Origin of the sequence: Enterococcus sp. CSURQ0835 (assembly GCF_902706605.1) — a bacterium.
Taxonomy (GTDB): domain Bacteria; phylum Bacillota; class Bacilli; order Lactobacillales; family Enterococcaceae; genus Enterococcus_A.
The window spans coordinates 1-25,104 of sequence record NZ_CACSLH010000041.1 but is presented as its reverse complement, the minus strand read 5'-3'; the positions used below and the strand labels follow the sequence as shown (position 1 = coordinate 25,104).

The 25,104-nt window shown below is 42.9% G+C and carries 23 protein-coding genes; 8 read left to right on the top strand and 15 right to left on the bottom strand.

Annotated features, from left to right (window positions below; genetic code table 11):
• Window positions 1-368: 368 nt before the first annotated feature.
• Together GVJ38_RS12705 and GVJ38_RS12700 are read right to left on the bottom strand one after the other, a co-directional pair.
• Window positions 369-1,190: an endonuclease/exonuclease/phosphatase family protein gene (locus tag GVJ38_RS12705; RefSeq protein WP_159723524.1), complete on the bottom strand. Its 822-nt coding sequence runs from the start codon at window positions 1,188-1,190 to the stop codon at window positions 369-371.
• Window positions 1,191-1,253: 63 nt separating this feature from the next.
• A complete protein-coding gene (locus GVJ38_RS12700) occupies window positions 1,254-3,443 on the bottom strand; it encodes a PTS transporter subunit IIBC (protein WP_159723523.1) in 2,190 nt (729 codons plus the stop codon).
• A 224-nt stretch (window positions 3,444-3,667) separates the two neighbouring features.
• Here GVJ38_RS12700 and GVJ38_RS12695 point away from each other — a divergent pair, with 224 nt between their 5' ends.
• The 4 genes from GVJ38_RS12695 to GVJ38_RS12680 all read left to right on the top strand — a co-directional run bounded on the left by GVJ38_RS12695 (window position 3,668) and on the right by GVJ38_RS12680 (window position 8,638).
• Window positions 3,668-5,938, top strand: coding sequence for a glycoside hydrolase family 65 protein (locus GVJ38_RS12695; protein ID WP_159723522.1), 2,271 nt, complete (start codon window positions 3,668-3,670; stop codon window positions 5,936-5,938).
• Between the two features lie 77 nt (window positions 5,939-6,015).
• Entirely contained in the window at window positions 6,016-6,687 is a 672-nt protein-coding gene (gene pgmB / locus GVJ38_RS12690) for a beta-phosphoglucomutase (RefSeq protein ID WP_159723521.1), read from the top strand.
• Between the two features lie 36 nt (window positions 6,688-6,723).
• The gene (locus tag GVJ38_RS12685; protein WP_159723520.1) at window positions 6,724-7,737 is read left to right on the top strand and encodes a LacI family DNA-binding transcriptional regulator; all 1,014 of its coding nucleotides are present in this window, start codon (window positions 6,724-6,726) and stop codon (window positions 7,735-7,737) included.
• 100 nt (window positions 7,738-7,837) lie between these two features.
• Complete coding sequence (locus GVJ38_RS12680) at window positions 7,838-8,638, top strand: metallophosphoesterase (protein ID WP_159723519.1); 801 nt, start codon at window positions 7,838-7,840, stop codon at window positions 8,636-8,638.
• 54 nt (window positions 8,639-8,692) lie between these two features.
• On the opposite strand, the gene GVJ38_RS12675 is transcribed toward GVJ38_RS12680, so the two are convergent.
• The 3 genes from GVJ38_RS12675 to GVJ38_RS12665 form a co-directional block, all read right to left on the bottom strand.
• Window positions 8,693-9,325, bottom strand: a complete 633-nt coding sequence (locus GVJ38_RS12675; protein ID WP_159723518.1) for a VTT domain-containing protein — start codon at window positions 9,323-9,325, stop codon at window positions 8,693-8,695.
• Between the two features lie 178 nt (window positions 9,326-9,503).
• Entirely contained in the window at window positions 9,504-10,682 is a 1,179-nt protein-coding gene (locus GVJ38_RS12670; protein ID WP_159723517.1) for an amidohydrolase, read from the bottom strand.
• Between the two features lie 102 nt (window positions 10,683-10,784).
• Window positions 10,785-11,720: a nucleoside hydrolase gene (locus GVJ38_RS12665; RefSeq protein WP_159723516.1), complete on the bottom strand. Its 936-nt coding sequence runs from the start codon at window positions 11,718-11,720 to the stop codon at window positions 10,785-10,787.
• 117 nt (window positions 11,721-11,837) lie between these two features.
• Here GVJ38_RS12665 and GVJ38_RS12660 point away from each other — a divergent pair, with 117 nt between their 5' ends.
• The gene (locus tag GVJ38_RS12660) at window positions 11,838-12,461 is read left to right on the top strand and encodes a Crp/Fnr family transcriptional regulator (RefSeq protein ID WP_159723515.1); all 624 of its coding nucleotides are present in this window, start codon (window positions 11,838-11,840) and stop codon (window positions 12,459-12,461) included.
• 65 nt (window positions 12,462-12,526) lie between these two features.
• Window positions 12,527-13,381: a MurR/RpiR family transcriptional regulator gene (locus GVJ38_RS12655; RefSeq protein WP_159723514.1), complete on the top strand. Its 855-nt coding sequence runs from the start codon at window positions 12,527-12,529 to the stop codon at window positions 13,379-13,381.
• Between the two features lie 142 nt (window positions 13,382-13,523).
• Here GVJ38_RS12655 and GVJ38_RS12650 read toward each other — a convergent pair whose 3' ends face one another.
• The 3 genes from GVJ38_RS12650 to GVJ38_RS12640 are packed head-to-tail and all read right to left on the bottom strand — an operon-like array spanning window position 13,524 to window position 17,454.
• Window positions 13,524-15,488 (bottom strand): glucose PTS transporter subunit IIA, encoded by a 1,965-nt coding sequence (locus GVJ38_RS12650; RefSeq protein ID WP_159723513.1) that lies wholly within the window; start codon window positions 15,486-15,488, stop codon window positions 13,524-13,526.
• Between the two features lie 12 nt (window positions 15,489-15,500).
• Window positions 15,501-16,400, bottom strand: coding sequence for an N-acetylmuramic acid 6-phosphate etherase (murQ, locus tag GVJ38_RS12645; RefSeq protein ID WP_159723512.1), 900 nt, complete (start codon window positions 16,398-16,400; stop codon window positions 15,501-15,503).
• A 1-nt stretch (window position 16,401) separates the two neighbouring features.
• Window positions 16,402-17,454 carry a DUF871 domain-containing protein gene (locus tag GVJ38_RS12640; protein ID WP_159723511.1) on the bottom strand — a complete coding sequence of 351 codons (1,053 nt, stop codon included), beginning with the start codon at window positions 17,452-17,454 and terminating at the stop codon, window positions 16,402-16,404.
• Between the two features lie 180 nt (window positions 17,455-17,634).
• On the opposite strand from GVJ38_RS12640, the gene GVJ38_RS12635 reads away from it, so the two are divergent.
• Complete coding sequence (locus GVJ38_RS12635) at window positions 17,635-18,576, top strand: 2-dehydropantoate 2-reductase (RefSeq protein WP_159723510.1); 942 nt, start codon at window positions 17,635-17,637, stop codon at window positions 18,574-18,576.
• A 59-nt stretch (window positions 18,577-18,635) separates the two neighbouring features.
• Here the strand turns inward: GVJ38_RS12635 and GVJ38_RS12630 are convergent, their stop codons facing one another.
• Window positions 18,636-18,866, bottom strand: a complete 231-nt coding sequence (locus GVJ38_RS12630) for a hypothetical protein (RefSeq protein ID WP_159723509.1) — start codon at window positions 18,864-18,866, stop codon at window positions 18,636-18,638.
• A 24-nt stretch (window positions 18,867-18,890) separates the two neighbouring features.
• Window positions 18,891-19,388, bottom strand: coding sequence for an isochorismatase family protein (locus tag GVJ38_RS12625; RefSeq protein ID WP_159723508.1), 498 nt, complete (start codon window positions 19,386-19,388; stop codon window positions 18,891-18,893).
• Between the two features lie 209 nt (window positions 19,389-19,597).
• On the opposite strand from GVJ38_RS12625, the gene GVJ38_RS12620 reads away from it, so the two are divergent.
• Entirely contained in the window at window positions 19,598-20,941 is a 1,344-nt protein-coding gene (locus GVJ38_RS12620; RefSeq protein ID WP_159723507.1) for an amino acid permease, read from the top strand.
• A 34-nt stretch (window positions 20,942-20,975) separates the two neighbouring features.
• On the opposite strand, the gene GVJ38_RS12615 is transcribed toward GVJ38_RS12620, so the two are convergent.
• From GVJ38_RS12615 to fsa, 5 genes are all read right to left on the bottom strand, one after another.
• Window positions 20,976-21,863 (bottom strand): aldo/keto reductase, encoded by an 888-nt coding sequence (locus tag GVJ38_RS12615; protein ID WP_159723506.1) that lies wholly within the window; start codon window positions 21,861-21,863, stop codon window positions 20,976-20,978.
• A gap of 60 nt (window positions 21,864-21,923) precedes the next feature.
• Window positions 21,924-22,823, bottom strand: a complete 900-nt coding sequence (locus GVJ38_RS12610) for an RsiV family protein (RefSeq protein ID WP_159723505.1) — start codon at window positions 22,821-22,823, stop codon at window positions 21,924-21,926.
• Window positions 22,824-23,336, bottom strand: coding sequence for an RNA polymerase sigma factor (locus tag GVJ38_RS12605; RefSeq protein ID WP_268839990.1), 513 nt, complete (start codon window positions 23,334-23,336; stop codon window positions 22,824-22,826).
• A 136-nt stretch (window positions 23,337-23,472) separates the two neighbouring features.
• A complete protein-coding gene (locus GVJ38_RS12600) occupies window positions 23,473-24,159 on the bottom strand; it encodes a hypothetical protein (RefSeq protein ID WP_159723503.1) in 687 nt (228 codons plus the stop codon).
• A gap of 98 nt (window positions 24,160-24,257) precedes the next feature.
• Entirely contained in the window at window positions 24,258-24,902 is a 645-nt protein-coding gene (gene fsa, locus GVJ38_RS12595) for a fructose-6-phosphate aldolase (protein WP_159723502.1), read from the bottom strand.
• Between the last annotated feature and the right edge of the window lie 202 nt (window positions 24,903-25,104).

Here is a 25,104-nt window from a genome sequence, read left to right as displayed (position 1 = left end):
AAGCTCAAATAAAAATTGATTCGCTAGCATAAATTGCTTGCTTGTATGTTGTTTCTATCAATAGAAACGCCCTACACATTTGGTTCGTCTTATTTCGTTCAGTTTTCAAAGGTCTACATGGTGTTTCATGTTGCATCAGCAACTCTTGTATCTTATCAGCTTACCAGCTGAAAGTCAACAACTTTTTTAATTTCTTTTTTGAAGTTGTTTGTCGATCAAAGCTTACTATCAAAAGCAACTTTGAAATCATAACGCTAATCAGTGAGACTGTCAACAACTTTTTTGGAAATCATTTTAATTGTTTGCTGTAAATAAGCAACTTAGAAAGATTAACATTTTTTTAAGTACGTGTCAACAAAAAAGCCAACCTAAATTTCTAGGTCAGCTTCAATTCCAAAATGATCACTTACCAACGGCGTTTGCTGTCCATCAAATAAAACTCGGTACGTTTTAACTTTAACTTGTGAGCTAACAAATTGATAATCGATCCGCAACTTTTCTTGATTGGCCTGCCAACCATCGATCGCTTTTAAAACGGTGTGCTCGCCTTTTGTGTAATTCGCTACTAAAAAACTATCTTGTAAGCGCAACGGACTGTTCATTATTTTTTGATAACCTTTGCTTTGAGCTGGATTATTAAAATCACCTAGTAATATGAAGGGCATCTGATACGATGTTAATTTTTCTTCCAATCGTTGCCACTCATAGGCAAATCCGCTTTGCTCGTCTTGCCACCACGAAAAATGGCAGCTCACTGCAAGAAGTGGTTGCTTTTCATATTCCAGTTGGCTGAGTAAAAGCTTGCGAGTATGATAGTCTGTTGGATCGTCAAGTGCCGAAACTAACAATGCTTCACTTGCCAGCGGACTTTTCGCCAAAATCGCAACGCCTTCTTCATAACGGTCATATCCAATATGACTAGCAACCCAACTCCAATGATAGAGATGTCCAGTCGTTTTCAACAGATCGACTAATTGATAAGCAAAATTATCTTCATGGATCGCTACTTGTTGATCGGTCGGTTGAAAATAGTGATCCGGAGTGACGGCAGGACTTTTGATCAACTGGTTTACTTCTTGTAACGCGATCAAATCATAGTCTGCTCGACGAATTTGATCAGCTAGTTGGTGTAATTTTTCCATCGGGGCTGTTTCAAGCCAGCTATGGGTATTCAAGGTCAAGACTTTGATTGGGACCCACTCCTTTGTTTTTAAAATAAGAGCTGAGACCATGTTCGTCTCAGCTCTGCTTACCTAGATCTCCACGTTTCCGATTGTTTGTCCTCGCGAAACGAGTTCTTCTTCTTTTAGATGATACGCTTTGATCTTATCGCCATTTGTAAAGACAACAATCATCGTGGTCATTTTCCCAGCTGCTTCGATTTTTGCCAAGTCAGCAACTGCGATCACTTCACCGGCTTTGACTTCTTGTCCCTCTACAACTTTCAAGCCAAACGCTGTGCCACCTAGATCCACCGTATCGATTCCCATATGGACTAAGACTTCAATTCCTTCTTTTGTTTGCAAACCAATCGCGTGTTTTGTCGGAAAGATCGAGACGACTTTCCCAGCAACTGGAGCCGCAATATCGCCATTTTCAGGAATGACTGCAAAACCTTCACCCATCATTTTTTGCGAAAAGACATCATCTTCAACTTTATCGATCGGAATCAATTGACCATTAGCTGGAGCTACGATTTCTTCGGTCATCCCTTTGAATTCAGCAGCAGTCGGAACTTTTTCAACTTCAGCTTCACTCGCTGTTTCCACACTTGGGACCACAGCTCCCGAATCTAGCAAATCTTGGATATCTGATTTTAAAATATCTGCTTTAGGTCCATAAACGGCTTGAACTCCATTATCTTTTACGAGTAGTCCCATTGCCCCGGCTTTTTTCCACTGTTCTTCATTTCCAACTTTGCCTTTGTCGTTGACCGAAACTCGCAAACGGGTCATACAAGCGTCCACGTCCGTGATGTTGGCCGCACCACCTAATAAATTGATGATCTTAACGATTTGTGAATCTGGTGATAGTTCGCCTGCCGCAGCATTACTCGTTGTAGACTCTGCACCTTCCACTTCATAATTTCCATTTCGTCCCGGTGTTGCGTAGTTAAATTTACGGATCATAAAATTCGCAATGAAGTAGGTAGCAACACCAAACCCAACGGTGCACAAGACAAAGTTGATCAAGTCACCGCCTAATCCAGCTTTGATCGCCATCGGTACTCGCGTCAAAAGTTCAATGTTCCCAAATGAATGGACCCGCAAATGAATGACATCTGCCATCGCAAACGCTGCCCCTTGAATCACCGCATACACTCCATAAAGCGGTGCTGCAACAAACATAAACATGTACTCTAACGGTTCGGTCACACCCGTTAAGAAGACGGCCACTGCTGCAGATAAGTACATAGATTTATAATTTTTACGCTTGTCAGGGTCAACATTGCGATACATCGCTAGCGTTAATCCCATCAAGATCCCGGACGCTCCAATCATTTGACCGACCTTGAAACGAGCTGGGGTCCAATTCGTCAAAACATGTTTATATTGTGCCATATCGCCGCTGCCTTTTAGATTGACTAAATCAGTCGCCCAAGCTAACCATAACGGATCTTGCCCGAAGACTTCTTTACCAGCCTGTGCTCCCGTCAAGATTTCATAGGTTCCGCCCAGCGCCGTATAATTGATCGGGATCGTCAACATATGATGCAATCCGAATGGCAAGAGCAAGCGTTCTAACGTTCCGTATAAAAATGGAGCCAAGATAGGCGCTTTATCTTGTGACTCAGCGATCCATTTCCCAAAATCATTGATCCCAGTCTGAACGATCGGCCATACAAATGCTAGGATCAGTGAGACAAGTACCGAACGAAAAATCACGACAAATGGTACGAAGCGCTTTCCATTGAAAAACGTTAAGACCTCTGGTAATTTTCTAAAGTTGTAATACTTATTATACGCCGTCGCTCCTACAAACCCGGCAATAATCCCAACAAAGACACCCATGTTCAATGCAGGCGCTTCCAATACACTCGTGAAATAGCCGTCAACTGGGATTTTTGCTCCATATAACGTATGCGTCATCGCATTAGCTTTTGTCAGCATTTCAGAAGTAACGCCGAAGATTGAACCGGTGATCCGATTGATTAAAATAAATGAGAGCCCAGCTGCAAAGGCACCACCTGCTCGTTCTTTTGCCCAACTTCCTCCGATTGCCAGTGCAAATAGTAAATGTAAATTCCCGATCACAGCCCAACCGATATTTTCGATTACGCCACCTGTTGTAACTAAAAAGCTAGCTTGTTCGTCGATCAACGGAAGTGATTTTCCGATACTGATCATTAATCCGGCAGCCGGCATCACGGCAATGACCACCATCAATGCTTTCCCGAATTTCTGCCAAAACTCAAAATTGAACAACTTCTTGATTCCCTTCATGCTACCTCTCCTTTTTGATTTTATCCCGTGTGCAAACAATTGCGCAACCGGTTTCGTTATTTCGAATTATAAACGCTTTTTATTTTTTTGTAAAGCCCCACACGGTTTCTTTATTAATATCAGTTTCCGATATAAAAACTTGACTTGTGCAATCGGTTGCGTTTATTATCGGATTAACGAATAATTACTGACTGTTAAAGTCGTTTACCACAAGGAGGAAAACTATGAAACACATCAAACGTTTATTTGAGATTGATCCTTGGAAGATCAAAACGCGAACTTTAGACAAAAACAACCGGCGTCTGCAAGAATCATTGACGAGTATCGGAAATGGTTACATGGGTATGCGCGGAAACTTCGAAGAAACGTATAGCGGCGATCACCATCAAGGAACTTATCTTGCAGGAATCTGGTATCCTGACAAAACGCGAGTCGGCTGGTGGAAAAATGGCTACCCAGATTATTTTGGTAAAGTCATCAATGCGATTGACTTTATTCAAATGCGGCTGTTCATCAATGAGACTGAAGTTGATCTGAATGTCCAACCCGTTGAAGATTTCTATTTGGAACTCAATCTAGAAAATGGTGTCTTGCATCGTGAATTTGTCGTGACGATCGAAGAAGCAACCATTCGTTTCACCTTTGACCGTTTTTTAAGTATCGTTCAACCTGAACTTGCTGTGATCCAACTAAATGCAGAATGTTTAGCTGGTGAAGCGGATATTCAAATCTGGTCGAAGCTCGATAATAATGTCCACAATGAAGATAGCAATTATGATGAGATGTTTTGGCTGGAAAAAAATCGTGGGTTAGCCGATGAATTCAGCTTTTTGACAGCCCAAACGATCCCCAATGATTTTGAGATCGAACGGTTCTCAGTGACAGCCGCGATGCAACATTTTGGTGATCAAAAAACTGGCGTTCAACATGATACGAGTTTAGAAGTAATGGAAGAGTTTACGTGGCACTTAAAAACTGGCGAGCAACGACAGTTAGAAAAACATGTGGCGATCATCACTAGCCGGGACGTAGCAGAAGAAGATCAACTAGCTGCTGCCGAAAAAGTTTTAGCCGAAAATCAAAAAGATTTCAACGAGCTACTGACTGAACAAAATGAAGCTTGGGCTAAACGTTGGGCCTTAGCTGACGTGGTCATTGACGGTGACGCAGAAGCGCAACAAGGAATCCGTTTCAATTTATTCCAACTGTTTTCAACTTACTACGGTGAAGATGAACGATTGAATATCGGACCAAAAGGCTTTACTGGTGAAAAATATGGCGGTGCGACGTATTGGGATACCGAAGCTTATGCAGTCCCACTTTATTTAGCACTGGCTAAACCAGAAGTAACCAAAAATCTGTTGAAATATCGTCATAACCAATTGCCAGAAGCTCACGTCAATGCGCAACGTCAAGGGTTAAAAGGGGCACTTTATCCGATGGTGACCTTTACCGGGATCGAATGCCACAACGAATGGGAAATCACGTTTGAAGAGATTCACCGCAATGGTGCAATGGCGTATGCGATTTACAATTATACCAACTACACAGGCGATGATACGTATTTGAAAAAAGAAGGTCTCGAAGTCTTGACCGAGATCGCACGTTTTTGGGCAGACCGCGTGCATTTTTCAAAACGACAACAAAAATATATGATCCATGGTGTCACCGGTCCCAACGAATATGAAAACAACGTCAACAATAACTGGTATACCAACACCTTAGCTGCTTGGGTCCTTTCTTATACCGCCCAGATGTATCAAAAATATGAAACCGAAGCAAGTGTTGAGATCCCAAAAGCTGAATTAGAAAAGTGGCAAGAGATCGCAGCCAAAATGTATTATCCAGTTGACGAGGAGTTAGGTGTCTTTATTCAACATGATACTTTTTTGGACAAGGACTTGATGACTACGATGGATTTGGCAACCAGCGAACGGCCACTCAACCAACATTGGTCATGGGATAAGATTTTGCGGTCGTGTTTTATTAAACAGGCTGATGTGTTACAAGGGATTTATTTCTTCGATGATCAATTCAGCTTAGAAGAAAAACGTCGCAACTTCGAATTTTACGAACCAATGACCGTCCACGAGTCTTCGCTCTCCCCTTCGATCCACGCGATCTTAGCCGCTGAATTAGGATTGGAAGAAAAATCGGTGGAGATGTATCAACGAACTGCACGACTTGATCTGGATAATTACAACAATGATACAGAAGACGGCTTGCACATCACGTCGATGACAGGCAGTTGGTTAGCGATCGTTCAAGGTTTTGCTCAAATGAAAACGTTCAATGAGACATTGAGCTTCGCGCCATTTTTACCAAAATGCTGGCAACAATATGCGTTTCATATCAATTATCGCGGGCGCTTAGTAGCAGTCACTGTCGATCAACAAAATGTCGCATTTGATTTAAAAGCTGGCGAACCACTGACGATGAAAATCTATGATCAAGAAATCCAACTAGCGGATCATTATGAAACGGCCATCCATTAAAAGCCCTTCATTTTACTGACGCTAACTGATTTGATTTAGTAAAATAGACGAGAAACTAGCTGACAAGGAGGAACGTTATGTTTAAAGGGGTATTATTTGATTTAGACGGTGTGATCACCGATACTGCTGAATATCATTACTTGGCCTGGAAAAAATTAGGGCAAGAGATCGGGATTGCGATCGACCGAGCTTTCAACGAACAACTAAAAGGCGTCAGCCGAGAAGATTCGCTACAACGCATGCTCGTATATGGTGGCAAAGCGGAGCAATTTTCAGCAGCAGAATTTGCTGAGCTAGCGGCCCGCAAAAACAAATACTATGTCGAGATGATCCAACAAGTGTCACCAAAAGATGTCTATCCCGGCATCAAAACACTTTTGGAAACATTGCGCAAACACCACATCAAGATCGCATTAGCTTCTGCGAGTAAAAATGGTCCCTTTTTACTTGACCAAATGGAATTGACGTCGTATTTTGATGGCATCGCAGATCCAGCAAAAGTCAAAGCCGGCAAACCCGCACCAGATATTTTCTTATTGGCTGCTGAAGTTGTTGGCCTAACTGCAAAGGAATGTATCGGGATTGAAGACGCCGCAGCAGGGATTACTGCGATCAATCAAAGCGGCGCCCTCGCGATCGGGGTCGGCCAAGCTAAAAATCTCGGCCACGACTTACCGCTAGTGTCTTCTACTAAAGAATTGACTTATGACTTTTTAACGACTTGTTGGAAAGCACAGCGTCAAGCATAGACAGTAAACGATTAAATTGAGGAGAGGAGCGAAAACATGACCGTCACCGTAAAAGATGTCGCTAAAAAAGCGAAAGTCTCCCCTTCAACGGTTTCGCGGGTGATCAATAATCATCCCAGCATCTCACAAGCGACCAAAAAAAAGGTTCGAAAGATCATGGATGAATTAGGTTATTTCCCGAATGTCAGTGCGCGTAATCTTGGAAAACAACGCGCTAATTCTCTCGGCGTGATCTTGCCGGTCTTTGGTTCAAAAGAAAAGATGGGCAATCCGCTGTATTTAGAATTGATCAATGCGATCAACGAACGAGCGCATGAAGCACAGCTGACGACGGCCATCGCTTCGGCAAAGACCCAAGCTGAATTGCTCCATAACATCCAGCAAATGCACCGGCAAAAACAAGTGGATGGATTCATTTTGACTTATTCACAAAAAAATGATCCGATCGCCAGTTACTTGCAACAAAATCAGATCCCCTACACATTGATCGGGCGCCCAGCTGAAAAGGAAACGAGCACAGTCTATGTCGACAATGACAATCAACTACTCGGAAAACAAGCGACTGAATATTTGATTCAAAAGGGACATCAAAACATTTTATTTGCCACTAACGTCGACCAAGAAATCTTATTTTTTGAACGTTACTTTGGTTACCAGGAAGCTTTGATGCTCCATCAACTTCCAACACATCCAGCTTTGACGCTGCTTGAACCACATGATTATTTAGACTTTCCTGAACGGATCAAACAAACCCAAGCCAGTGCGATCGTCGTGATCGATGACATTTTTGCGCTGCGAGTGATCCAATTAGCCGAACTTCATTCACTCCGAGTACCCGAAGATCTATCGGTGATCAGCTTCAACAATTCGATCTTTGCGACCCTGGTCCATCCGTATTTAACGAGTATTGATATCGAGATCAGCGAGTTAGGTAAATTAGCTACGGAAAAGTTATTGGAACAATTTGAAAAACAACCCGCGACAGGCGTTCAATTGATCGTGCCTCACCGCTTAGTCCAGCGGGAAACAGTCCAGCCAGTAGAAGATTAAGTAGCACCTATATGAAATCAACCGTTAAATTTCTCCGAAGAACCTGAGTGAGTCTTTTCACTGAGGTTCTTTTTGCGTATACTGCAGGCGAGGTGATAAGATGAAGATTTTATTCTGGCTCGTTCTACTCGGGCTACTTTTCATTTTATGGCAAGTTGAGACTTACCGCTTAGTCAGTCAAACAGTTTATTTGAAAAAGACGACTCGCTTAAAACTGAGCGCTCCCCTGATGTCTAAATTGACAATTGTCCAAATCAGCGATCTGCATTTTTCACGTTTTTATTCAGTTAAACACTTTAAAAAAGTCCAAGCTGAGATCCAAGTGAAAAAGCCAGACTTAATTATTTTTACGGGCGACTTGATTGAAAATTATCGCTACTGGAAAATGCGTGACTTCACACCAGTGATCGAGAGTTTGCGCCAGCTAGAAGCACCTTACGGAAAATTTGCGATCTTAGGCAATCACGATTATCGCAGTGGCGGAGAAGCATTCGTTAAAACAAGTCTCATTGCGGCAGGTTTTACCGTACTGGATAATCAAAGCGTCGAACTCACTCAATTAGAAGTGTCGATTTTAGGGTTAGCCGATGGGCGGTGCGGTCGGCCTGATTATACAAAACCATTACCACCAGCTAAGCTCTCACTCGTTTTAGTCCACGAGCCTGATCAAGTCAAATTTTTGACCCAGCGACCAGATTTGATCTTAGTCGGACACAGCCACGGTGGGCAAATCGCACTCCCATTTTTTCGTTACAAAAATCCAGGTTCCCATGATTATCTCGCTGGTTTTTATCAATTGCCCCACAGTTTACTTTTCGTCAACACTGGAATCGGAACAACGGGACCGCCCTTTCGCTTCCGGGTTCCACCAGAAATCAGTTTTTTTGTCCTCGATTTTTAGTGCTTGGTTAAAACATAAAAATACACCCTCAGCAAAAACGCTGAGGGTGTATTTTTAAGCTAACTTACGTTTGAGATAAGGCAGCGCAATCGGTAAGAGCGAGACCACTACGATCCCTAACATGATCAATGAGAAGTGACCACTGATGAAAGGAATATTTCCTAAAAAGTAGCCAGCCAAGCTGATGATCGTTCCCCAAATGATCGCGCCAAAAATATTGAAGGCGGAAAAAAGTGGCCAACTCATTTTGCTCGACCCTGCGATAAAGGGAATAAACGTCCGAACAAACGGCATGAAACGCCCGAGAAAAATCGTCCATTTCCCTCGCTCATTGAAAAAGTTTTCCGCTTCACGAACTTTTTCCGGTTTGATAAACCGCGAGATCGGCGAATGGTACAAAGCCTTGACTCCCACTGTGTGCCCGATCCAATAGTTCAACATATCTCCTAAGATCGCAGCCAACACGCAAATCACGATCACAGAAGGCAAATGCAAAACATTCCCGCCTAGTGCAGTTAAAGCACCGGCTGCAAATAAAAACGAATCTCCCGGTAAAAAAGGAAAAATCACTACACCGGTCTCAATAAAAATAATCCCAAATAAAATGGGATAAATTCCCAATCCGTATTGTTGAACTAACAAAGTCAAATGGGCGTCGATATGCAAAATAAAATCGATTAGATTCATAAAGAACTCCTTTTAGCCGTTTTCTTTCATCTTATGCTTTTTTGCTAAAAAGAAAAGCGTTCCGAAAAAATTCTCTGAAAATCCTAAGAAAAAAACAAGTTTTATTTAGAAACACCTCATAACTGCTAACACTAAATAACCAAACCGATTTCAGTACCTTTAACGATTCAGTAGAAAATCAACTTTTAAAATAATCCAACGCAACTTGCACATGATAAGCTGCTGCTAAGACAAGCGCATCTTCTGCAATGTTGAAAGCTTCATGATGATGCTCGTGTTGAGTAGCCGGATCGTGCGCATTCCGTGTTCCGACTCGTCCGTAGATTCCTGGAGCCACAGCTAGAAAATCAGCAAAATCATCTGCCATCATGCTTTTCCGATAATTTGTGACTACATTAGCTGCTCCAACCAGTTTAGCAGCTGATCGTTGTGCTAGCTGGCTAGCATGTAATTCATTGATCACTGGTGCTGCAGCATCATAATTCGTCAGCTGAAATTCGATTCGATGAGCAGCCGCGACTTGTTGGCCGATTTCTTTGATTCGCTTTAAAGCAAAGGCGCGGGTGCTTGGATCAAACGTTCGCAAGGTCCCTTTGATCTTTGCTTGATTGGCTACGATATTGTAACGGGTCCCCGCATGAAATTCACCGATCCCGATCACGACTGGATCAAGTGGATCGATTTCTCGGGCGACGATCGTTTGTAATTCCGTCACTAATTGGGCACCGCAGACTAAAGCATCTCGACCTTTTTGTGGCAAACCTACATGACTCGTCGCACCGACTAACTCAATTGTAAAAATATCACACGATGCGTTAGTGGCACCGACTGTCGCAACTAATTTTCCGACTGGAATACTCGAGTCTAAATGTAAACCAAACACTTGATCGACATCAGCTAAAACTCCAGCTTTAACGAACTGTTTGGCGCCTGCTCCGATTTCTTCGGCGGGTTGAAATGCAAGTTTGATCGTTCCGTTAAATTCTGATCGATGTTGCTGTAAAATCTTTGCAGCGGTCAACAAAGCTGCGATGTGCCCATCATGTCCGCAAGCATGGCTCAAACCAGGATGTTTTGAACGATAGCTAGTCCCCGTCTGATCCGGAATTTCTAAGGCATCGATATCTGCACGCAAAAATAATGTTTTCCCCGCGGCAGCTCCTTTGATCACACCTAAGACACCGGTAGCTCCGATCCGTTCAGTTGGAATGTTTAAGGCCGCTAATTTTTCAATGATCACCTGACTTGTGGCAACTTCTTTTAAACTAGCTTCAGGGTATTGATGGAAGTAGCGGCGCAACGTGATCAAGTTATCCTTTTCAGCTTGGACTTCTGTTAAGATGGATGATTCTGACATCTGATCGTCTCCTTTAAGTCTAACGCCTCTGTAGGCAAAATTATTTTTACAGCGACAAGATTTTTGATTAGGATAAGTCAGAAAATTCCGAAAGTCAATCGTTTACAATAAAGCTAATGTCCGCGCTTTGAAAAGTTCTCCATCAAAAGCCGTCACGACCGTCGCATTGTCAGCCGGATAGTCTTGCGGAACAGCTAATGGGTCCATTCGATCATGAAAAATCACTTGCCCGTAAATACTTTCATTTTGGTAACAACATTCTGCGTAGACAGACTTTTTAGCTAAAACAGTTTCTGGCCACAACACAATCGCCAGCGCAACGGCATCTGGCAAATCGATGATCGCCTCTCCCGTCCGTTTCACGTTGTACGCAAGTAAGACTTGATTAGCTTGCATCAAAAATTTACCTAACGGACTAGTAGCCGCAAGTGCTTCGATCATCGTTTGATCAAACGCGTGGGCGATACACACGTCAAAGCCTATGATCGTCTTCGGGACCGGACTGCTCAACAACGGCACATAACTTTCCGCATCAGCATAGACATTAAATTCAGCTACTGGCGATGCATTTCCCGGACCAAAACCGGCTGTGCCCATGATATAAAAATGTTTGACTTGAGCCATGACAGCCGGCTCTTTCATAATTGCCAGCGCAACATTCGTAGCCGGCCCGATCAATGCGATCTCTACTTCTTGCGGGTAGCGTTTGACTTGTTGGAGTAAAAAATCGACCGCATGCACATCACTCGCTTCACTCGTCGGATGGATCAAATCACAATCCCCCATGCCATCTTTCCCGTGAACTGCAGTGGCATCCACTCTTTGTCGCCGAAATAATGGTTGTGAACACCCGGGATAAACGGAGACGTGTCGCTCGCATTTTTCAACGGTCATCAACGCATTTTTAGTCGCTGTTTCCAGATCGCAATTTCCGGCTACCGTCGTAATCCCTAACAGCTCAATCTCATCTTTAAGCGCCATAGCCAGCGCCACCGCATCATCACTACCAGTATCTGTATCAATAATTAATTTTCGCATTTTCATTCACCTCGCAGTCAGTGTAAAAAAAACGTGTGCCTAAAACAAGGACACTTGTCCCAAATCACAAATTCGCTTACACTCATAAAAAACAGCAAACAAGATAGGAGCTTCAAGATGATCCAAGAAAAGTTAACTTCGGTAGCAACTCCGCTCAGCTTTACCACTGGCGAGACGATTTTAGAATTAGAACAAGCGACGCACTTTTTTTATTTTATTCGCTCTGGTGAAGTCGCCGTCAGTGAAAATCTACTTTCCGGCCAGCAGACTTTACTCAAATTTTTACAGGCTGGTGATTGCTTTGGCGAGATCGAACTATTTGCTCAAACTAAAAATTATGAAGTCACCGCTACCCAAGACTGCCAGCTGTTACAAGTTGCTTATCCTGAACTAGAAATGGTGATGAAACAAGATTTTGAACTCACTCGTTATGTCATTGAGCAAGTCATCAAAAAACTAAGTGCCAGCTCTGAAAATTTAGTTCGGCAATCGCTTATGACTACCTACGATCGCTGTCTAGTAAAAATTTATGAATACTATCGAACAGGGCAGCTTGCGACACTTTCCAAAGAAAAATTAGCCCAAGAAGTCAATACGACCTTACGCAGTGTGAATCGAGCACTGGAACGATTTCAACAAAAAAAGTGGCTCAGCTACCAAACTAAAACGATCCGCTTACTTGAACCCCAGCAAGTTGCTAATTATTTATCAAAAAATTGGGGAATCTTTATTTCAAATTGATGTTATAATAAAAGAAAACAAGTGCATTTTTAACTGCAATTGACTAAAGAAAAGGAGGAAGCTTTATGAGCGTCATCTCCCATATGGCCAGCATGCAAGACGAGATGTCTAGCACTGAGACTCGGATCTTCCAATACATCAAACAAAATACCGAAAAGGTACCGGGTATGACCGCCCAAGAGATCGCTAGTGCTTCAGCTGCTAGTGCCCCAACAGTCGTTCGTTTTTCTAAAAAGATGGGCTTCAACAGTTTGACCGACCTCAAGATCTCGCTTTCAGCTGAGACCCGTCAGTCAACGGACACCCCGACTAGCTATACCGATGTCACTCCGAACGAATCTTTTCAAAGTTTAAAAAACAAATTGAGTCAAAACGCGCAATTTACTATTCACGAAACAACCGCTCTGTTTGACGAGGAGATCTTTACTCAAGCAGCTGAACTATTGGAAAGATCTGAGCGCTGTTTTGTCGTGGGGATCGGCGCCTCTCGTTTAGCGGCTGACGATGCAGCCCAAAAATGGTCGCGTCTAGGTAAAATGATCAGTTTTGAAAATGATTATAACTTATTGCTCCCTCAGCTCAGTAATCACACTAGTCAAAATCTTTTGTGGCTGATCTCAAATTCTGGTAACACACCTGAGATCGTTGCGCTAGCCGAAACGGCCTACAGTCTTCACATTCCCATCATTAGCTTGACGCAATTTGGTCAAAATAGGCTGAGTAGATTAGCCGATGTTAATTTGCAAACATCGCGTCCGGTAGAAACAGCAATTCGCAGTGCAGCGACTAACTCGATCATCGCTCAATTCACTGCAGTTGATCTTTTGTTCTACTATTACATCAGCCGAAATGAAGCTTATGCGGAAAGCATTTATCGGACTCGTAAAGCCGTCGATACATTCCGAGATAATTATTTGTAATCCTAGATTTGAAATCAAAAGAAGAGTCAACCTTGATCAAGGCCGACTCTTTTTTTGATACTCGAAAATGGGATCATGAAGAAACAACCGCGACTCAACTCCGATGAAAAACATCAGCGCTGGGTCGCGGTTGCTAGTTTAATTATTTTGTTTCAACGCGCATCAATTCCGCACCTGGTGAAACTTCACCTCGGTGGTCCATGATGTAATCTTTGACTTTATCCATATTCGTTACTAAGACTAACATTTCAGTCCCTTTACCAGCTGACTTGATCGCATTCAGATCCGCGCTAGCAACTAGCGTATCTGGCGTAACTTCTTGGCCTTCTGTGACATCGATCGTAAATGGTTTGCCTTCTAAATCCACTGTATTGATCCCCATATGCAACAAGACTTCTAAACCACTTGGCGTTGTGATCCCGATCGCATGTTTCGTTGGGAAGATCGAGCTGACTTTCCCGCTGACTGGTGAGTAGATATGACCATTTTCTGGTTCAACGAAGTATCCTTCACCCATCATTTTTTGCGCAAAGACTGGGTCATTGGCTTCGTGGATCGGACGAGCGACTCCTTTTGCGACAGCTGTAAAAACTTCCACTGCTTCAGTTGGAATTGCATCAGTTGAAGTAATCGGTGCAATTGGTTCAGTGACCGTTTCTTCTGCTAATTTTTCTTCTGCCAATTTTTCTTTTGGAATTCCGAAGAAGTACGTTGCGACAAATCCACCAGCGTAAGCACCCAGCAAGCCTAACACATAGGCCCACCATTTATTGTTCGCAATCAATGGGATCAAGGCTGCTCCAGATGGTCCGATCGCGATCGCTCCGACACCACCGATCGCACCAATGACTGCACCACCGATCCCGCCGCCGATACAAGCGGTAATAAATGGCCGACCTAATGGCAACGTCACACCGTAGATCAGCGGTTCACCGATCCCTAAAATGCCGACTGGCAACGCCCCTTTGATCATTTCAGACAATTCTTTATCTTTTCGTAAACGAATCCATAAAGCTAACGCTGCACCGACTTGCCCAGCACCTGCCATAGCTAAAATTGGAAGCAACATCGTTTTGCCCGTTTCGTCGATCATTTGAACATGGATCGGGGTCAAGATCTGATGCAACCCAAACATTACCATTGGCAAGAACAACGCGCCTAATACAAAACCAGAGAAAGCGCCGCCGACATTTAAGACCCAGTTGATCCCAGAAACCATTCCATCTGAGATAAAACCAGCTAATGGCATGATCAAGAAAATCTCAAGTAGACCGATCACAAGCAGTGAGATCGTCGGAACTAAGATGATATCAACTGCATCGGGTACCCAGTCATGTAATTTTTTCTCAACGCGTGATAACAACCAGACTGCAAAGATCACACCTAAGATCCCGCCTTGACCAGCAGCCAATGCATCACCGGTAAATAAATTCTTCAGTGGTGCTTCTGGATTCATTCCCGTCAGCATGACCACCGCTCCGATCACCCCACCTAATGTTGGGTTGGCACCAAAGACTTGTGCGGCATTGATCCCTGTGTAGATCACGAGATACGTGAACATCCCATTTTTCAAAATGTTCATGACATCGACGTATTGTTGCCAAGTCCCTGCATCCAATGTACCGGCAGTGATCAAGTTCGTCAAAATCGCCGCAACCCCGGCAACTAATCCTGACCCAACAAAGGCTGGAATCATAGGAACGAAAATATTTGAAATATCTTTTAAAATTGCTTTAAATGGTGAATTTTTTTGTTTCGCTTTTTGTTGAGCTTTCATTTCTTCAGCTTTAGCATTCACTTTGTCTTTCCCGCTACCGCCACTGACTGGAAGCTCAGCCCCTAACTCTACTCCAGCTTGATCGACCATAGCTTTTGCGACTTTGTTGACTTTTCCTGGACCGATGATGACTTGCAACTGTTCATCGTCCACTACACCTAAGACACCGGGGATACTTTTTAATTGCGCTTGATCGACCTTACTATCATCTCGCACACTCATTCGTACCCGTGTCATACAGTGGACAACACTTTGCACGTTGTCCATCCCGCCAGCACCTTTGAAGATCGCTTTAGCTAATTCGTTCAATGATAATTCTTCTTTTGCCATTTTCTTTCCTCCTTAACTTAACGTTTTTTTAACGAACCCATCGGCTTGGACTAATTTAGCTTCAGCCGTTTGTTTATCACTACCAGTCAAAATCATCACGATGGCTAGTTTAACATTTTCTGCTGCGGCATAGAAGAATTTTTCCGCCGTATCATAGTCAACTTCAGTCGCTTGCATGATGATGCGTTTTGAACGTTCAACTAATTTTTCATTCGTTGGTTTCACATCGACCATCAAATTGTTATAAACTTTTCCGATCCCGATCATGCTGATCGTGGAGATCATATTTAAAATCAATTTTTGAGCCGTACCTGATTTCAAACGAGTTGAACCTGTTAAAAATTCAGCTCCGCAATCCACTTCGATCGCGTGTTGCGCGTGTAAGCTGATCGCCGCATTTTTATTACAAGCAATCGTTCCCGTGCTGGCGCCGATCTGACGCGCGTAATCCAAGCCGCCGATCACATACGGCGTCCGGCCGCTAGCTGCGATCCCGATCACCATGTCATTTTCAGTCAATTTCAAATCAACTAAATCTTGGCGACCTAACTCAGCTGAATCTTCTGCGCCTTCAACGGCCACTGTCATGGCTTCTTCACCGCCTGCGATCAGCCCGATCACCATCTCAGGTTCAACACCAAACGTTGGGACACATTCTGCTGCGTCTAATACACCTAAACGGCCACTCGTTCCGGCACCCATGTAGATCAATCGGCCACCATTTTTAAAGCTTGCGATCGTTTTTTCGATTACTGCTTCGATCTGCGGTAATTGTTCCGCTACCGCATCAGGGACTTTGTGATCTTCTTGGTTCATGATCATAACTGCTTCTTTGACCGTCATTTCATCTAAGCCAAATGTTTTTTCATTCCGACGTTCCGTTGTTAAGTTTTCTAAGTTGATTTGCATCATTTTATTTTTCCACACTTTCTAATTTAAATTTAGTACCGGCAGTGATCAAGGGGATCAATGCACGGTCAGTTTCAACTACCCGCGCGACAACGTTGACTTTCTCGTCCGCTGGTAGGTCACGCTTGGTCAATTGGATCTCGCCCATGTAGCGCAAGTATTTCTCATTATCGAGAGTGACGCTGCCAAAAAGCCGTTCTCGCACTTCAAGCGGCGGGATGTGCGGGATTTTTTTTAAACGAGCAGCGGCACTTCGGATCACGTCTCGCGCATCGTCTTGACGATTACAATGATCGCCTAAAACATACTGACTGCTAGCGTCAAGACTTTCGATCAGTAAACTGATCGTAGCTGTTTTGAGATACGTCGTAAACTTCTTTTGACTTGCTTTACTTAATCCGCCATCTCCGATATAAACCCGGTCAACCGTTTGCTGTAATGCTAACGCAGCAGCAAATGGCGTTAGGTTTCGCTGATCTTCTAACGTGGGTAACCCTTTGAAAAGTGGGCCGCGTAAATTTTCATCGCCACAGACAAACGCTTGGACGGTAAAGCCTTGTGCTTTTAGCCAATGATTTTTTTCATTGAACCACGTCTGATCTAACCCCGTCTCCGGTCGCGGATAATAATTGTGCCAAGCTTCTAAGTTTTCAAAATCAGCACCCGCTTGTTGCAATTCAGCGATATCTTGAGCTGTCAAGGTCGAAGCGTTCAATGCCACTGTCAACTGATGGCTCAACGTTGCGATCTGTTGATTTGAGATGTGGTAATCCATCCGCAATCCAGTCACACCAAGTGCACGTAATTCTTGCGGCTTTTCAAATGAAAAGCCGGCTTGTTGGAGTGCTTTTCCCGAGATATCTACCATTAATTCTAAGTTTTGTGCTTTAGCTAATGCGCCCAGTTCAGCTAAACGTTTTTTGTAACGCGTCGCATCATCTTCTGGGATATGTAATGAAGTAAAAATTCCGCCAAATCCGCAATCAGCCATGGCTTTGATGTAAGCTTTCGTAGTTTCTGTCAGCTCTTGATTCAAAAAAATTGAAAAACCAAACATTGCGTCTCCTTTTGAAAACGTTTTATTTATTTCTGAGTCCATTATAACGGCTCAGTTTTATTTTTGCAATACAATTTCTAAAAATTTTATTTTTATACGAAATATCATTTCTTAATCGTGAAATTTTTCATTTCAGAAATTTTTTTATATACTATTCAGCAGAAAGGAAGCGGATAATTTATGAAAATTGCCATTGCCGGTGCTGGTGCTATGGGTAGCCGAATCGGTCTGATGTTACATGAAGCTGGAAATGAGGTGCTCTTGATCGATCGTTGGGAAGCGCACATCGAAGCGATCCGTGAACACGGATTGATTGCTGACTTCAATGGAAAAGAAATCGTCGCCCACTTACCGATCTATTCTCCTGAAGAAATCACGCAAAGCGGCGAGCAAGTCGATCTGATCATCGCACTGACTAAATCCAATCAACTAGATGGAATGTTCCAAGCGATCCAAAGTTTGATCAACGAACAAACGCATGTCTTTTGTTTATTGAACGGCTTGGGTCATGACGATACGTTAGCTAAATATGTTCCTAAACAAAATATTATTTTTGGGATCACCACTTGGACAGCTGGCTTGTCAGGACCAGGTAAAGCTAAATTACAAGGGACCGGCGAGATCGAAATGGAAAATATCGTCCCGGCTGGAAAAGAGTTTGCCCTTCAAGTGTTAGCTGTTTTTCAACAAGCCGGCCTCAATCCAACTTACAGCACTAATGTGAAATATTCTATTTGGCGCAAAGCATGCGTCAATGGTACTTTGAATGGCTTGTGTACGATTTTAGATTGTAATATCAATCAATTCGGTTCACTGCCTGTCGCTAAAAATTTAGTTGAAACGATCGTCAGTGAATTTGCTGCCGTTGCAAAACAGGAAGGGACAAACTTAGATCAAGCCGAAGTGATCACACACATCGAATCGACTTACAGTAAAACGACTCAAGGCTTGCATTATCCTTCCATGTATCAAGACTTGATCAAGAGTCGGCGCACGACTGAAATTGATTACATCAACGGAGCAGTTTGGCGCAAGGGGCAAAAATATGGGATTGCGACGCCTTATTGTGCTTTCTTGACGCAATTGATCCACGGAAAAGAAGCATTACTGCAAGCAAAATAAAATTACTTGCTGTTTGATAAGATTTCGGCATACTGTCGCAATAAAAAATGACGACTGTCCTAAAAAGGACGGTCGTCATTTTTTTCGGTACCTAATTCTGGGTCTTCGATTGGAACCCAAGCCTCCATTGGTTCTGCGTAATCAAGTTCTTGTTTGATATTATGCTGATACTCTTCTTCGGTTAAGTTACCTGCTTCAAAATGTTCTTCAAATGCCAGTGTTCGTTTTTCAACTTCAGCGGCTTTTTCTTTGCGTTGTTGTCGTTCTTGCTCCCATGTTTCTTCCATCATTAAAAAGTCTCCTTTTAGTTTAATTTATTTGATCTGCACACCAAACTCTGCTAACAAGTCTAGTGTTGCTTGCGCTTTTTGTTGATCACTAGAAAATAAATAGCGGCGATCAACTACAAAATCAGCTTCGGGAAAAACACTTTGCAATCCCAGTAGATTGGCTAACACACAGATTTGGGTCTCTGAACCGCAAACTTCGATCTCTGCCCACCACTCTTGACCGGTTTTAGCATGGCGCAACTCTAACAATCGTTCCGGCGGCAGTGCGTAAAAATATTTTTTTAATTCAGTCGCCGAGGTCAACCACGGTTTTAAAGCGGCTACTACTTGTAATTGCCAATCGTCTTCGTCTTCATTTTTATTTTCGATGGGAATATCTCGCGTGTACAAAATATATTCCTCGTCAGCAAGCGCTTGTTTGATCCGCTGTTGCAAGTGCGGAACAAAATCTTCGCCACCGGACAAATACTGCTCCCCTTTTGGATCTAAATATGTATTTTGGGGATCGATCACGACTAACATTTCCATCACCTCACCATTAGCATATCATCTTTTGCTCAAAAAATAGAGAAATATACTCACCGATTGAACTTTTTTAACTTCTGTTAGTAGTTTTACAAAAAAATGATGAACTTTATTTAATGAAGGTTCCATTTCAACGGAAGTCTGCTAAGATAGATAGAAATTTCAGAATATTTGAAATTGATTGAATGATCGAAAAGAGGATTTTTATGGAAAATAATAACTTGCAAAAACAAATGACTTCCCGCCACATAACGATGCTCGCATTAGGAGGTGCGATCGGTGCCGGACTTTTTAAAGGAAGTGGTGAGGCAATTGGGATCGCTGGACCTTCTGTTTTGCTAGCTTTTTTACTCGGCGGACTAGTGCTGTTCATCGTCATGGTCGGTTTGGAACGTTTGATCTTAGATAATCGCGATGTGCAAGGACTGTCAGGGATTTTGCGTCCCTATCTTGGCGGACGCGGTGCTCATTTTTCAGACTGGTTGTATTGGTCGCTTTGGATGATCAATATCATCGCCGAAGCCGTCGCAGCTGCTAGTTTTTTACAATTATGGTTCCCCCATGTACCTTCGTGGTTTTTCGTTTTAGTCTTAGCTTTACTAACGACGGTGATCAATTTGTATTCCGTTCGCTTGTTTGCTGAAACGGAATATTGGCTCGCATTTGCTAAGATCACGGTCATCATCATCTTGATCGTCTTCGGAATCTTTTTAGTCGGTCAAGAAATGTTCCATTTGGGTATCACGCCGACTTTTCAAAAAATCACTTCTCACGGCGGCTTTACCCCTCACGGCTTGAAGGGATTAGTCAATTCGTTATTAGTCGTCATTTATTCTTACGGCGGTTCAGAACTAATCGCGATCACCGTGAGCGAGACCGAAGAACCTCATAAAGCGATCCCCAAAGCGATTCGGGGCGTGATGGGTCGGATCATTTCATTTTATATCGTCCCTTTGTTTTTACTGTTGATCATTTATCCATGGAATACACTTGCGGCCACTAACGTCAGTCCATTCGTCTTAGTCTTTGAAAAAATGCATGTGCCTTTTGCTTCCGATATCGTCAATTTTGTGATCGTCTTGGCTTTATTTTCTTCCATCAACTCAGGCGTTTACGCTTCATCGCGGACCCTTTACTTCCAATTAAAAGAACATCCCGGCAGCTTAGGAAAATTGGCGAAGTTGAATAAACACAAAGCACCGCAACGCGCCGTTTTATTTTGTACTGGAACGCTTTACATCGGCGTGATCTTATCGTATTTCTTAGGTAACCAGCTCTTCAACTATTTAGTCGGTTCACTTTCTTATACCGTCTTGTGTGTATGGTTATTGATCACAGTTGCAGCTTTACTTTTAGCGATCAAAAAGGGACGCACACTAGACATCGCGTTTAGTAGTGTTGCGATCGTCATCTTAGCTCTGATCTTTATCGGGATTTTGTTTAACAATTCATTACCGGTCACTATCTTGACTGGGATCTTATATTTGATCATCTTTTTTACTTATCAGCAAAAAAATGATCCATTTGTCATAGAAGCATCCCATAAATAAAAAATGCGCGGCTCAAACGAGTCGCGCATTTTTTTTAATCCCAAGTTTGGACGAGATCAGGATCGCCAGTCTGAGGATCATACCAGTCAAAATTTTGGAGCCAAGGGCCTGTTCGTTTCCCCGTATCTAATTGATCCAACAAATTCATTTCTTCAGTGGTCAACTCAAAATCAAAAATTGCTTTGTTGCTGTCGATCCGTTCGCGGTGGATCGATTTCGGAATCGCGATGATCCCTTTTTGAAATTCCCAACGTAAAATGATCTGAGCTGTCGTTTTGTTTTTTGCGGCGGCGATTTTTTTGATCACCGGCTCATTGAGAGACTTCCCACCCCCAAGTGGCGACCACGCTTCTAAATAGATTCCTTTTTCTTTCAAATAAGGTACCAACTCAGCTTGTTGAAATTGCGGATTGAATTCCATTTGGTCGACTGCCGGTGTGACTTCAACCGTTGGTAAAAAATCTTCCAACGTTGCTCGATCAAAATTTGAAACACCGATCGCGCGAACTTTCTTTTCAGCGTATAATTTTTCCAAGGCTTTCCACGTCTCTTTATATTTTCCCGTTACGGGCCAATGGATCAAGTACAGATCTAAATAATCCAATTGCAACCGGTCAAGTGTTCCAGAAAAATTATCTAAAGTCGATTGATACCCTTGATCGCCATTGAAGACTTTCGAGGTGATAAACAATGATTCTCGCGTGCGACCGGTCTCCGCTAGTCCGGCTTTGATCCCGCGACCGACACCTTCTTCATTGCCGTATTGTTTGGCGGTATCTAATAAAACATATCCCGCTTCGATCGCTTCTTTGACGGCTTGTTGCGCATCAGCTGGCGCAGCTTTCCAAACTCCAAATCCCAAGCGCGGCATCTTAATTCCATTGTTTAATGTTACACTGGTCGTTAGATTTTCTGTTGCCATTTCATCAACTCCCTTTCTTCATACTCATCCAGTCTACACCTCAGAAAAGACTTCCTTCAACTATTTTGCTGGGCCGGACAAATAAGTGGGATCAACTAACAGTGACTTGAGTACTTTTTGCGGGATCACAAATTCTGGCGTCCCCATATAACCAGGTGCGATCGCATACTGTGGAAAGACGATCACGAGTTGATGAGCGCTATTGAGATAAAATTCCCGCTGAGGCGTCATGAGAGTCAGCGAATCAGTCAACTGGTCTGCCACATCTTGCTGGGTCCAATATTTTTTTTGCGGATCAGCTTTCATCTGAGCTTGCATTTGTCGAGTAATCTCACGATCTAAGACAGTTAAATAGCGCTGGTCTTTAAAAAGTAGCGGCAATGACAACACGACATTACGCTTTTTATCGATCACATCATAATGAAGCTCCGTATGACTGTCCGCCGCCGTTCGGGTCATAGTTCGTTGGATAACTAAAAAGCGCGCATCGTCCACTAACGTTTGATAGTCACCGGTAATATTCAAATGACCATTTGTCTCACCAAATTCCTGACGCGCTTTTTTATAAGCGGCTTGGCCTTCTGCTAAATATTTTCGATTCAACGCGATCGTATTTGGATTTTGCGCGTTAATTTTAGGTACGTTGACCGTAATGGCTTTTTGGGGATCTATTTGTTGAAACAATTTAGCACGGGTCACTTTCACAAAACTTCCCAGTAACGGAACTTCTTCGGCCCACGCGCGTACATGAGGTTGAAATAAGACGAGGTTCAGCGCTAAGAGCAATCCGACGAGTAAGCTGGCTAAAACAGTCAGCTGTCGACGCTTGTGTTGCCGTTTGCGGAAACGTTCTTGTTCGGTCGCAAAACGCGCTAATAATTCTGTCTGCAGCTGGCTTTCCACTGGCTGGGCTTGGTAAGCTTGGATCAATTTGCGCAACATATTTTTGGTTTCCTCCATTTAAGACTCCTCCTCTAAAATGTCTTTTAGTTCATTTAGCGCTCGGTACAATTTTGTTTTGACCGTATTTGGATTCAAGTTTAAAATCGCCGCGATCTCATTTAACTGAAAGCCTTCGAAAAAACGTAATAAAATGATCTCATACTCTGGACTTTTCAACTGTTTTAAGACGATTTGCAATTCCTGCTGTGAAAATTCGGATTGCGTGACGCCGGTTTCTGGCAAACTCATTTGTTCGTTAATCTGTTGCCGCTTTTGTTTACGCCAACTGTCGATCGCAGTCCGCAATAAGATCTGATAAAACCACGCCCGAAAATCAGTGATCACCGGCAGTTTATGAAAATTCACCAGCGCTTTTTGAAAACTATCTTGAATGACATCTAGCGCAGCTTCTTTTTGGTGGGTATAACTCAGCGCGATCCGATACATCTTTTGATAATCTTTAGCGATCAGTTCCTCTAATTGTGCGCTGTATCGCGCCAGTTGTTTTTTACGTTGAAACTGTTTAAAAATCGGAATCCGCTCCTTTCTCTACCTTATTAGACGAACCAACTGCTCCAAAAGTTTCAAAAAAATTTTTTCTTCTATTCTTTTACTCATTAAACAAAAAAAGCGGGTACTCACCTGTTTGGCAAGTACCCGCTTAGCCTTAGTCGATCGTTAATCGAATCGTATTTTTTTGCCAATCGATCGAACCTAATCGATAAGGAAAATCGCCGATCAATTGATAACTGCCAGCTTGCGGAACATTGATCTTTTCCATCCGCGCATTGCCTTTTGCCAAATAGCCCGTGCCCATCTTCAACATGTCTTTCAAATTCAAATTATTACCGGAATATTCTTTGACCGTACTATAATTTTTCGTGATCGTTGATAATTTAGGCCGCACTGTCTTGCGTTTCATCAAGCGAATGATATCTTCTTGGCGTTCAAACACATCCAACTTGCCATCTGGGTCGATTTGATACGTGATATATGCGTCAAGTTCCGCTAAATCCAAGCGTTGCATCCCGGCATGAAAGGTCTGACCATGAGCAGAAAAGTCTTTTGCCACCGCAACTTCCATGCGACCATCCGCTGCTAAGCCAGCTTCTTTAATCGCTTTTAAACTGTCGGCTTTTCGTAAGATCAAATATTTTTTGACATCTAATCCAAACGCCAATGAGAAATATGCTAAAAATTTTTCGATGGAAACTTGCTGGTATAATTCACCTAATGAGAGCTGTTTCAATTTGATCTCTGGTGCTACCCGAATCAAAGTATTGTGCTGATCTTTTAAGTCATAGACAAAAAAGCTCGACTGCTTGCCATCTTCAAAAACAAATAAAACTTTCATTCAGCCACTTCCTTTTCATCTTAACCTATCAAATTTTAGACGAAAAGAAAACCAGCAACCCCGAATTTCCGACTAAAGTCTGAGGTTGCTGGTAAAATTTATTTTTTGAAATTCTCCCAGTCTTGCATGAATTGAGCGATCCCTTTATCCGTCAATGGATGAGACCATAATTTTGGAAACAGATTGCCTGGGATCGTAGCGATATCAGAACCAAGTTTCGCGGCTGCTTCAACATGAGCGATATTCCGGATGCTAGCGGCGATGATCTCCGTTTTAAATCCATAATTAGTAAAAATGACTTTCAAATCGTGAACTAAACCTAAACCATCGGCGGAAATATCATCAAGCCGGCCTAAAAATGGACTGACATAGGTGGCTCCAGCTTTGGCTGCCATCAACCCTTGCGCAGCAGAAAAAACTAACGTCACATTCGTCTTGATCCCTTCTTTAGATAAAGTCGCAACAGCTTTTAGTCCCGCTTCTGTCATGGGGATTTTCACTACGATATTATCAGCCCAAGTAGCTAATTCGCGCGCTTCTTTGATCATACCATCAGCTTCTAAAGAAACGACTTCAGCTGAGACTGGGCCGGCCACGATGCTTGCGATCTCTTGGATCACTTCTTTGAAATCACGACCTTCTTTTGAAATGATCGTAGGATTAGTCGTCACACCATCGGCTAAACCTAATGCATTGATCCGTTTGATCTCTTCAACATTTGCTGTGTCTAGAAAAAATTTCATCTGACATCCTCCTCATAATTGTGATTCACGACTGCATTATACTCCTTTTTGAAATCGGATACAAAAAAATTACACAATCAAAACCACCCGTGTGAACGGGTGGTTTGTTCTTCGGCTGAAAGCCTCTATTACCGGCCACGGCCTAAAAGGCCCTCTGAAAGGTCTCCCTTCCGCACCACTTCTACTCGCTGATTCTAAAAGA

What these genes read in the sequence shown, in the direction of transcription:
- GVJ38_RS12700 (WP_159723523.1), bottom strand. Translation starts at nt 3,443, where the DNA reads ATGAAGGGAATCAAGAAGTTGTTCAATTTTGAGTTTTGGCAGAAATTC.
- GVJ38_RS12695 (WP_159723522.1), top strand. Translation starts at nt 3,668, where the DNA reads ATGAAACACATCAAACGTTTATTTGAGATTGATCCTTGGAAGATCAAA.
- pgmB (WP_159723521.1), top strand. Translation starts at nt 6,016, where the DNA reads ATGTTTAAAGGGGTATTATTTGATTTAGACGGTGTGATCACCGATACT.
- GVJ38_RS12685 (WP_159723520.1), top strand. Translation starts at nt 6,724, where the DNA reads ATGACCGTCACCGTAAAAGATGTCGCTAAAAAAGCGAAAGTCTCCCCT.
- GVJ38_RS12680 (WP_159723519.1), top strand. Translation starts at nt 7,838, where the DNA reads ATGAAGATTTTATTCTGGCTCGTTCTACTCGGGCTACTTTTCATTTTA.
- GVJ38_RS12675 (WP_159723518.1), bottom strand. Translation starts at nt 9,325, where the DNA reads ATGAATCTAATCGATTTTATTTTGCATATCGACGCCCATTTGACTTTG.
- GVJ38_RS12670 (WP_159723517.1), bottom strand. Translation starts at nt 10,682, where the DNA reads ATGTCAGAATCATCCATCTTAACAGAAGTCCAAGCTGAAAAGGATAAC.
- GVJ38_RS12665 (WP_159723516.1), bottom strand. Translation starts at nt 11,720, where the DNA reads ATGCGAAAATTAATTATTGATACAGATACTGGTAGTGATGATGCGGTG.
- GVJ38_RS12660 (WP_159723515.1), top strand. Translation starts at nt 11,838, where the DNA reads ATGATCCAAGAAAAGTTAACTTCGGTAGCAACTCCGCTCAGCTTTACC.
- GVJ38_RS12655 (WP_159723514.1), top strand. Translation starts at nt 12,527, where the DNA reads ATGAGCGTCATCTCCCATATGGCCAGCATGCAAGACGAGATGTCTAGC.
- GVJ38_RS12650 (WP_159723513.1), bottom strand. Translation starts at nt 15,488, where the DNA reads ATGGCAAAAGAAGAATTATCATTGAACGAATTAGCTAAAGCGATCTTC.
- murQ (WP_159723512.1), bottom strand. Translation starts at nt 16,400, where the DNA reads ATGATGCAAATCAACTTAGAAAACTTAACAACGGAACGTCGGAATGAA.
- GVJ38_RS12640 (WP_159723511.1), bottom strand. Translation starts at nt 17,454, where the DNA reads ATGTTTGGTTTTTCAATTTTTTTGAATCAAGAGCTGACAGAAACTACG.
- GVJ38_RS12635 (WP_159723510.1), top strand. Translation starts at nt 17,635, where the DNA reads ATGAAAATTGCCATTGCCGGTGCTGGTGCTATGGGTAGCCGAATCGGT.
- GVJ38_RS12630 (WP_159723509.1), bottom strand. Translation starts at nt 18,866, where the DNA reads ATGATGGAAGAAACATGGGAGCAAGAACGACAACAACGCAAAGAAAAA.
- GVJ38_RS12625 (WP_159723508.1), bottom strand. Translation starts at nt 19,388, where the DNA reads ATGTTAGTCGTGATCGATCCCCAAAATACATATTTAGATCCAAAAGGG.
- GVJ38_RS12620 (WP_159723507.1), top strand. Translation starts at nt 19,598, where the DNA reads ATGGAAAATAATAACTTGCAAAAACAAATGACTTCCCGCCACATAACG.
- GVJ38_RS12615 (WP_159723506.1), bottom strand. Translation starts at nt 21,863, where the DNA reads ATGGCAACAGAAAATCTAACGACCAGTGTAACATTAAACAATGGAATT.
- GVJ38_RS12610 (WP_159723505.1), bottom strand. Translation starts at nt 22,823, where the DNA reads ATGGAGGAAACCAAAAATATGTTGCGCAAATTGATCCAAGCTTACCAA.
- GVJ38_RS12600 (WP_159723503.1), bottom strand. Translation starts at nt 24,159, where the DNA reads ATGAAAGTTTTATTTGTTTTTGAAGATGGCAAGCAGTCGAGCTTTTTT.
- fsa (WP_159723502.1), bottom strand. Translation starts at nt 24,902, where the DNA reads ATGAAATTTTTTCTAGACACAGCAAATGTTGAAGAGATCAAACGGATC.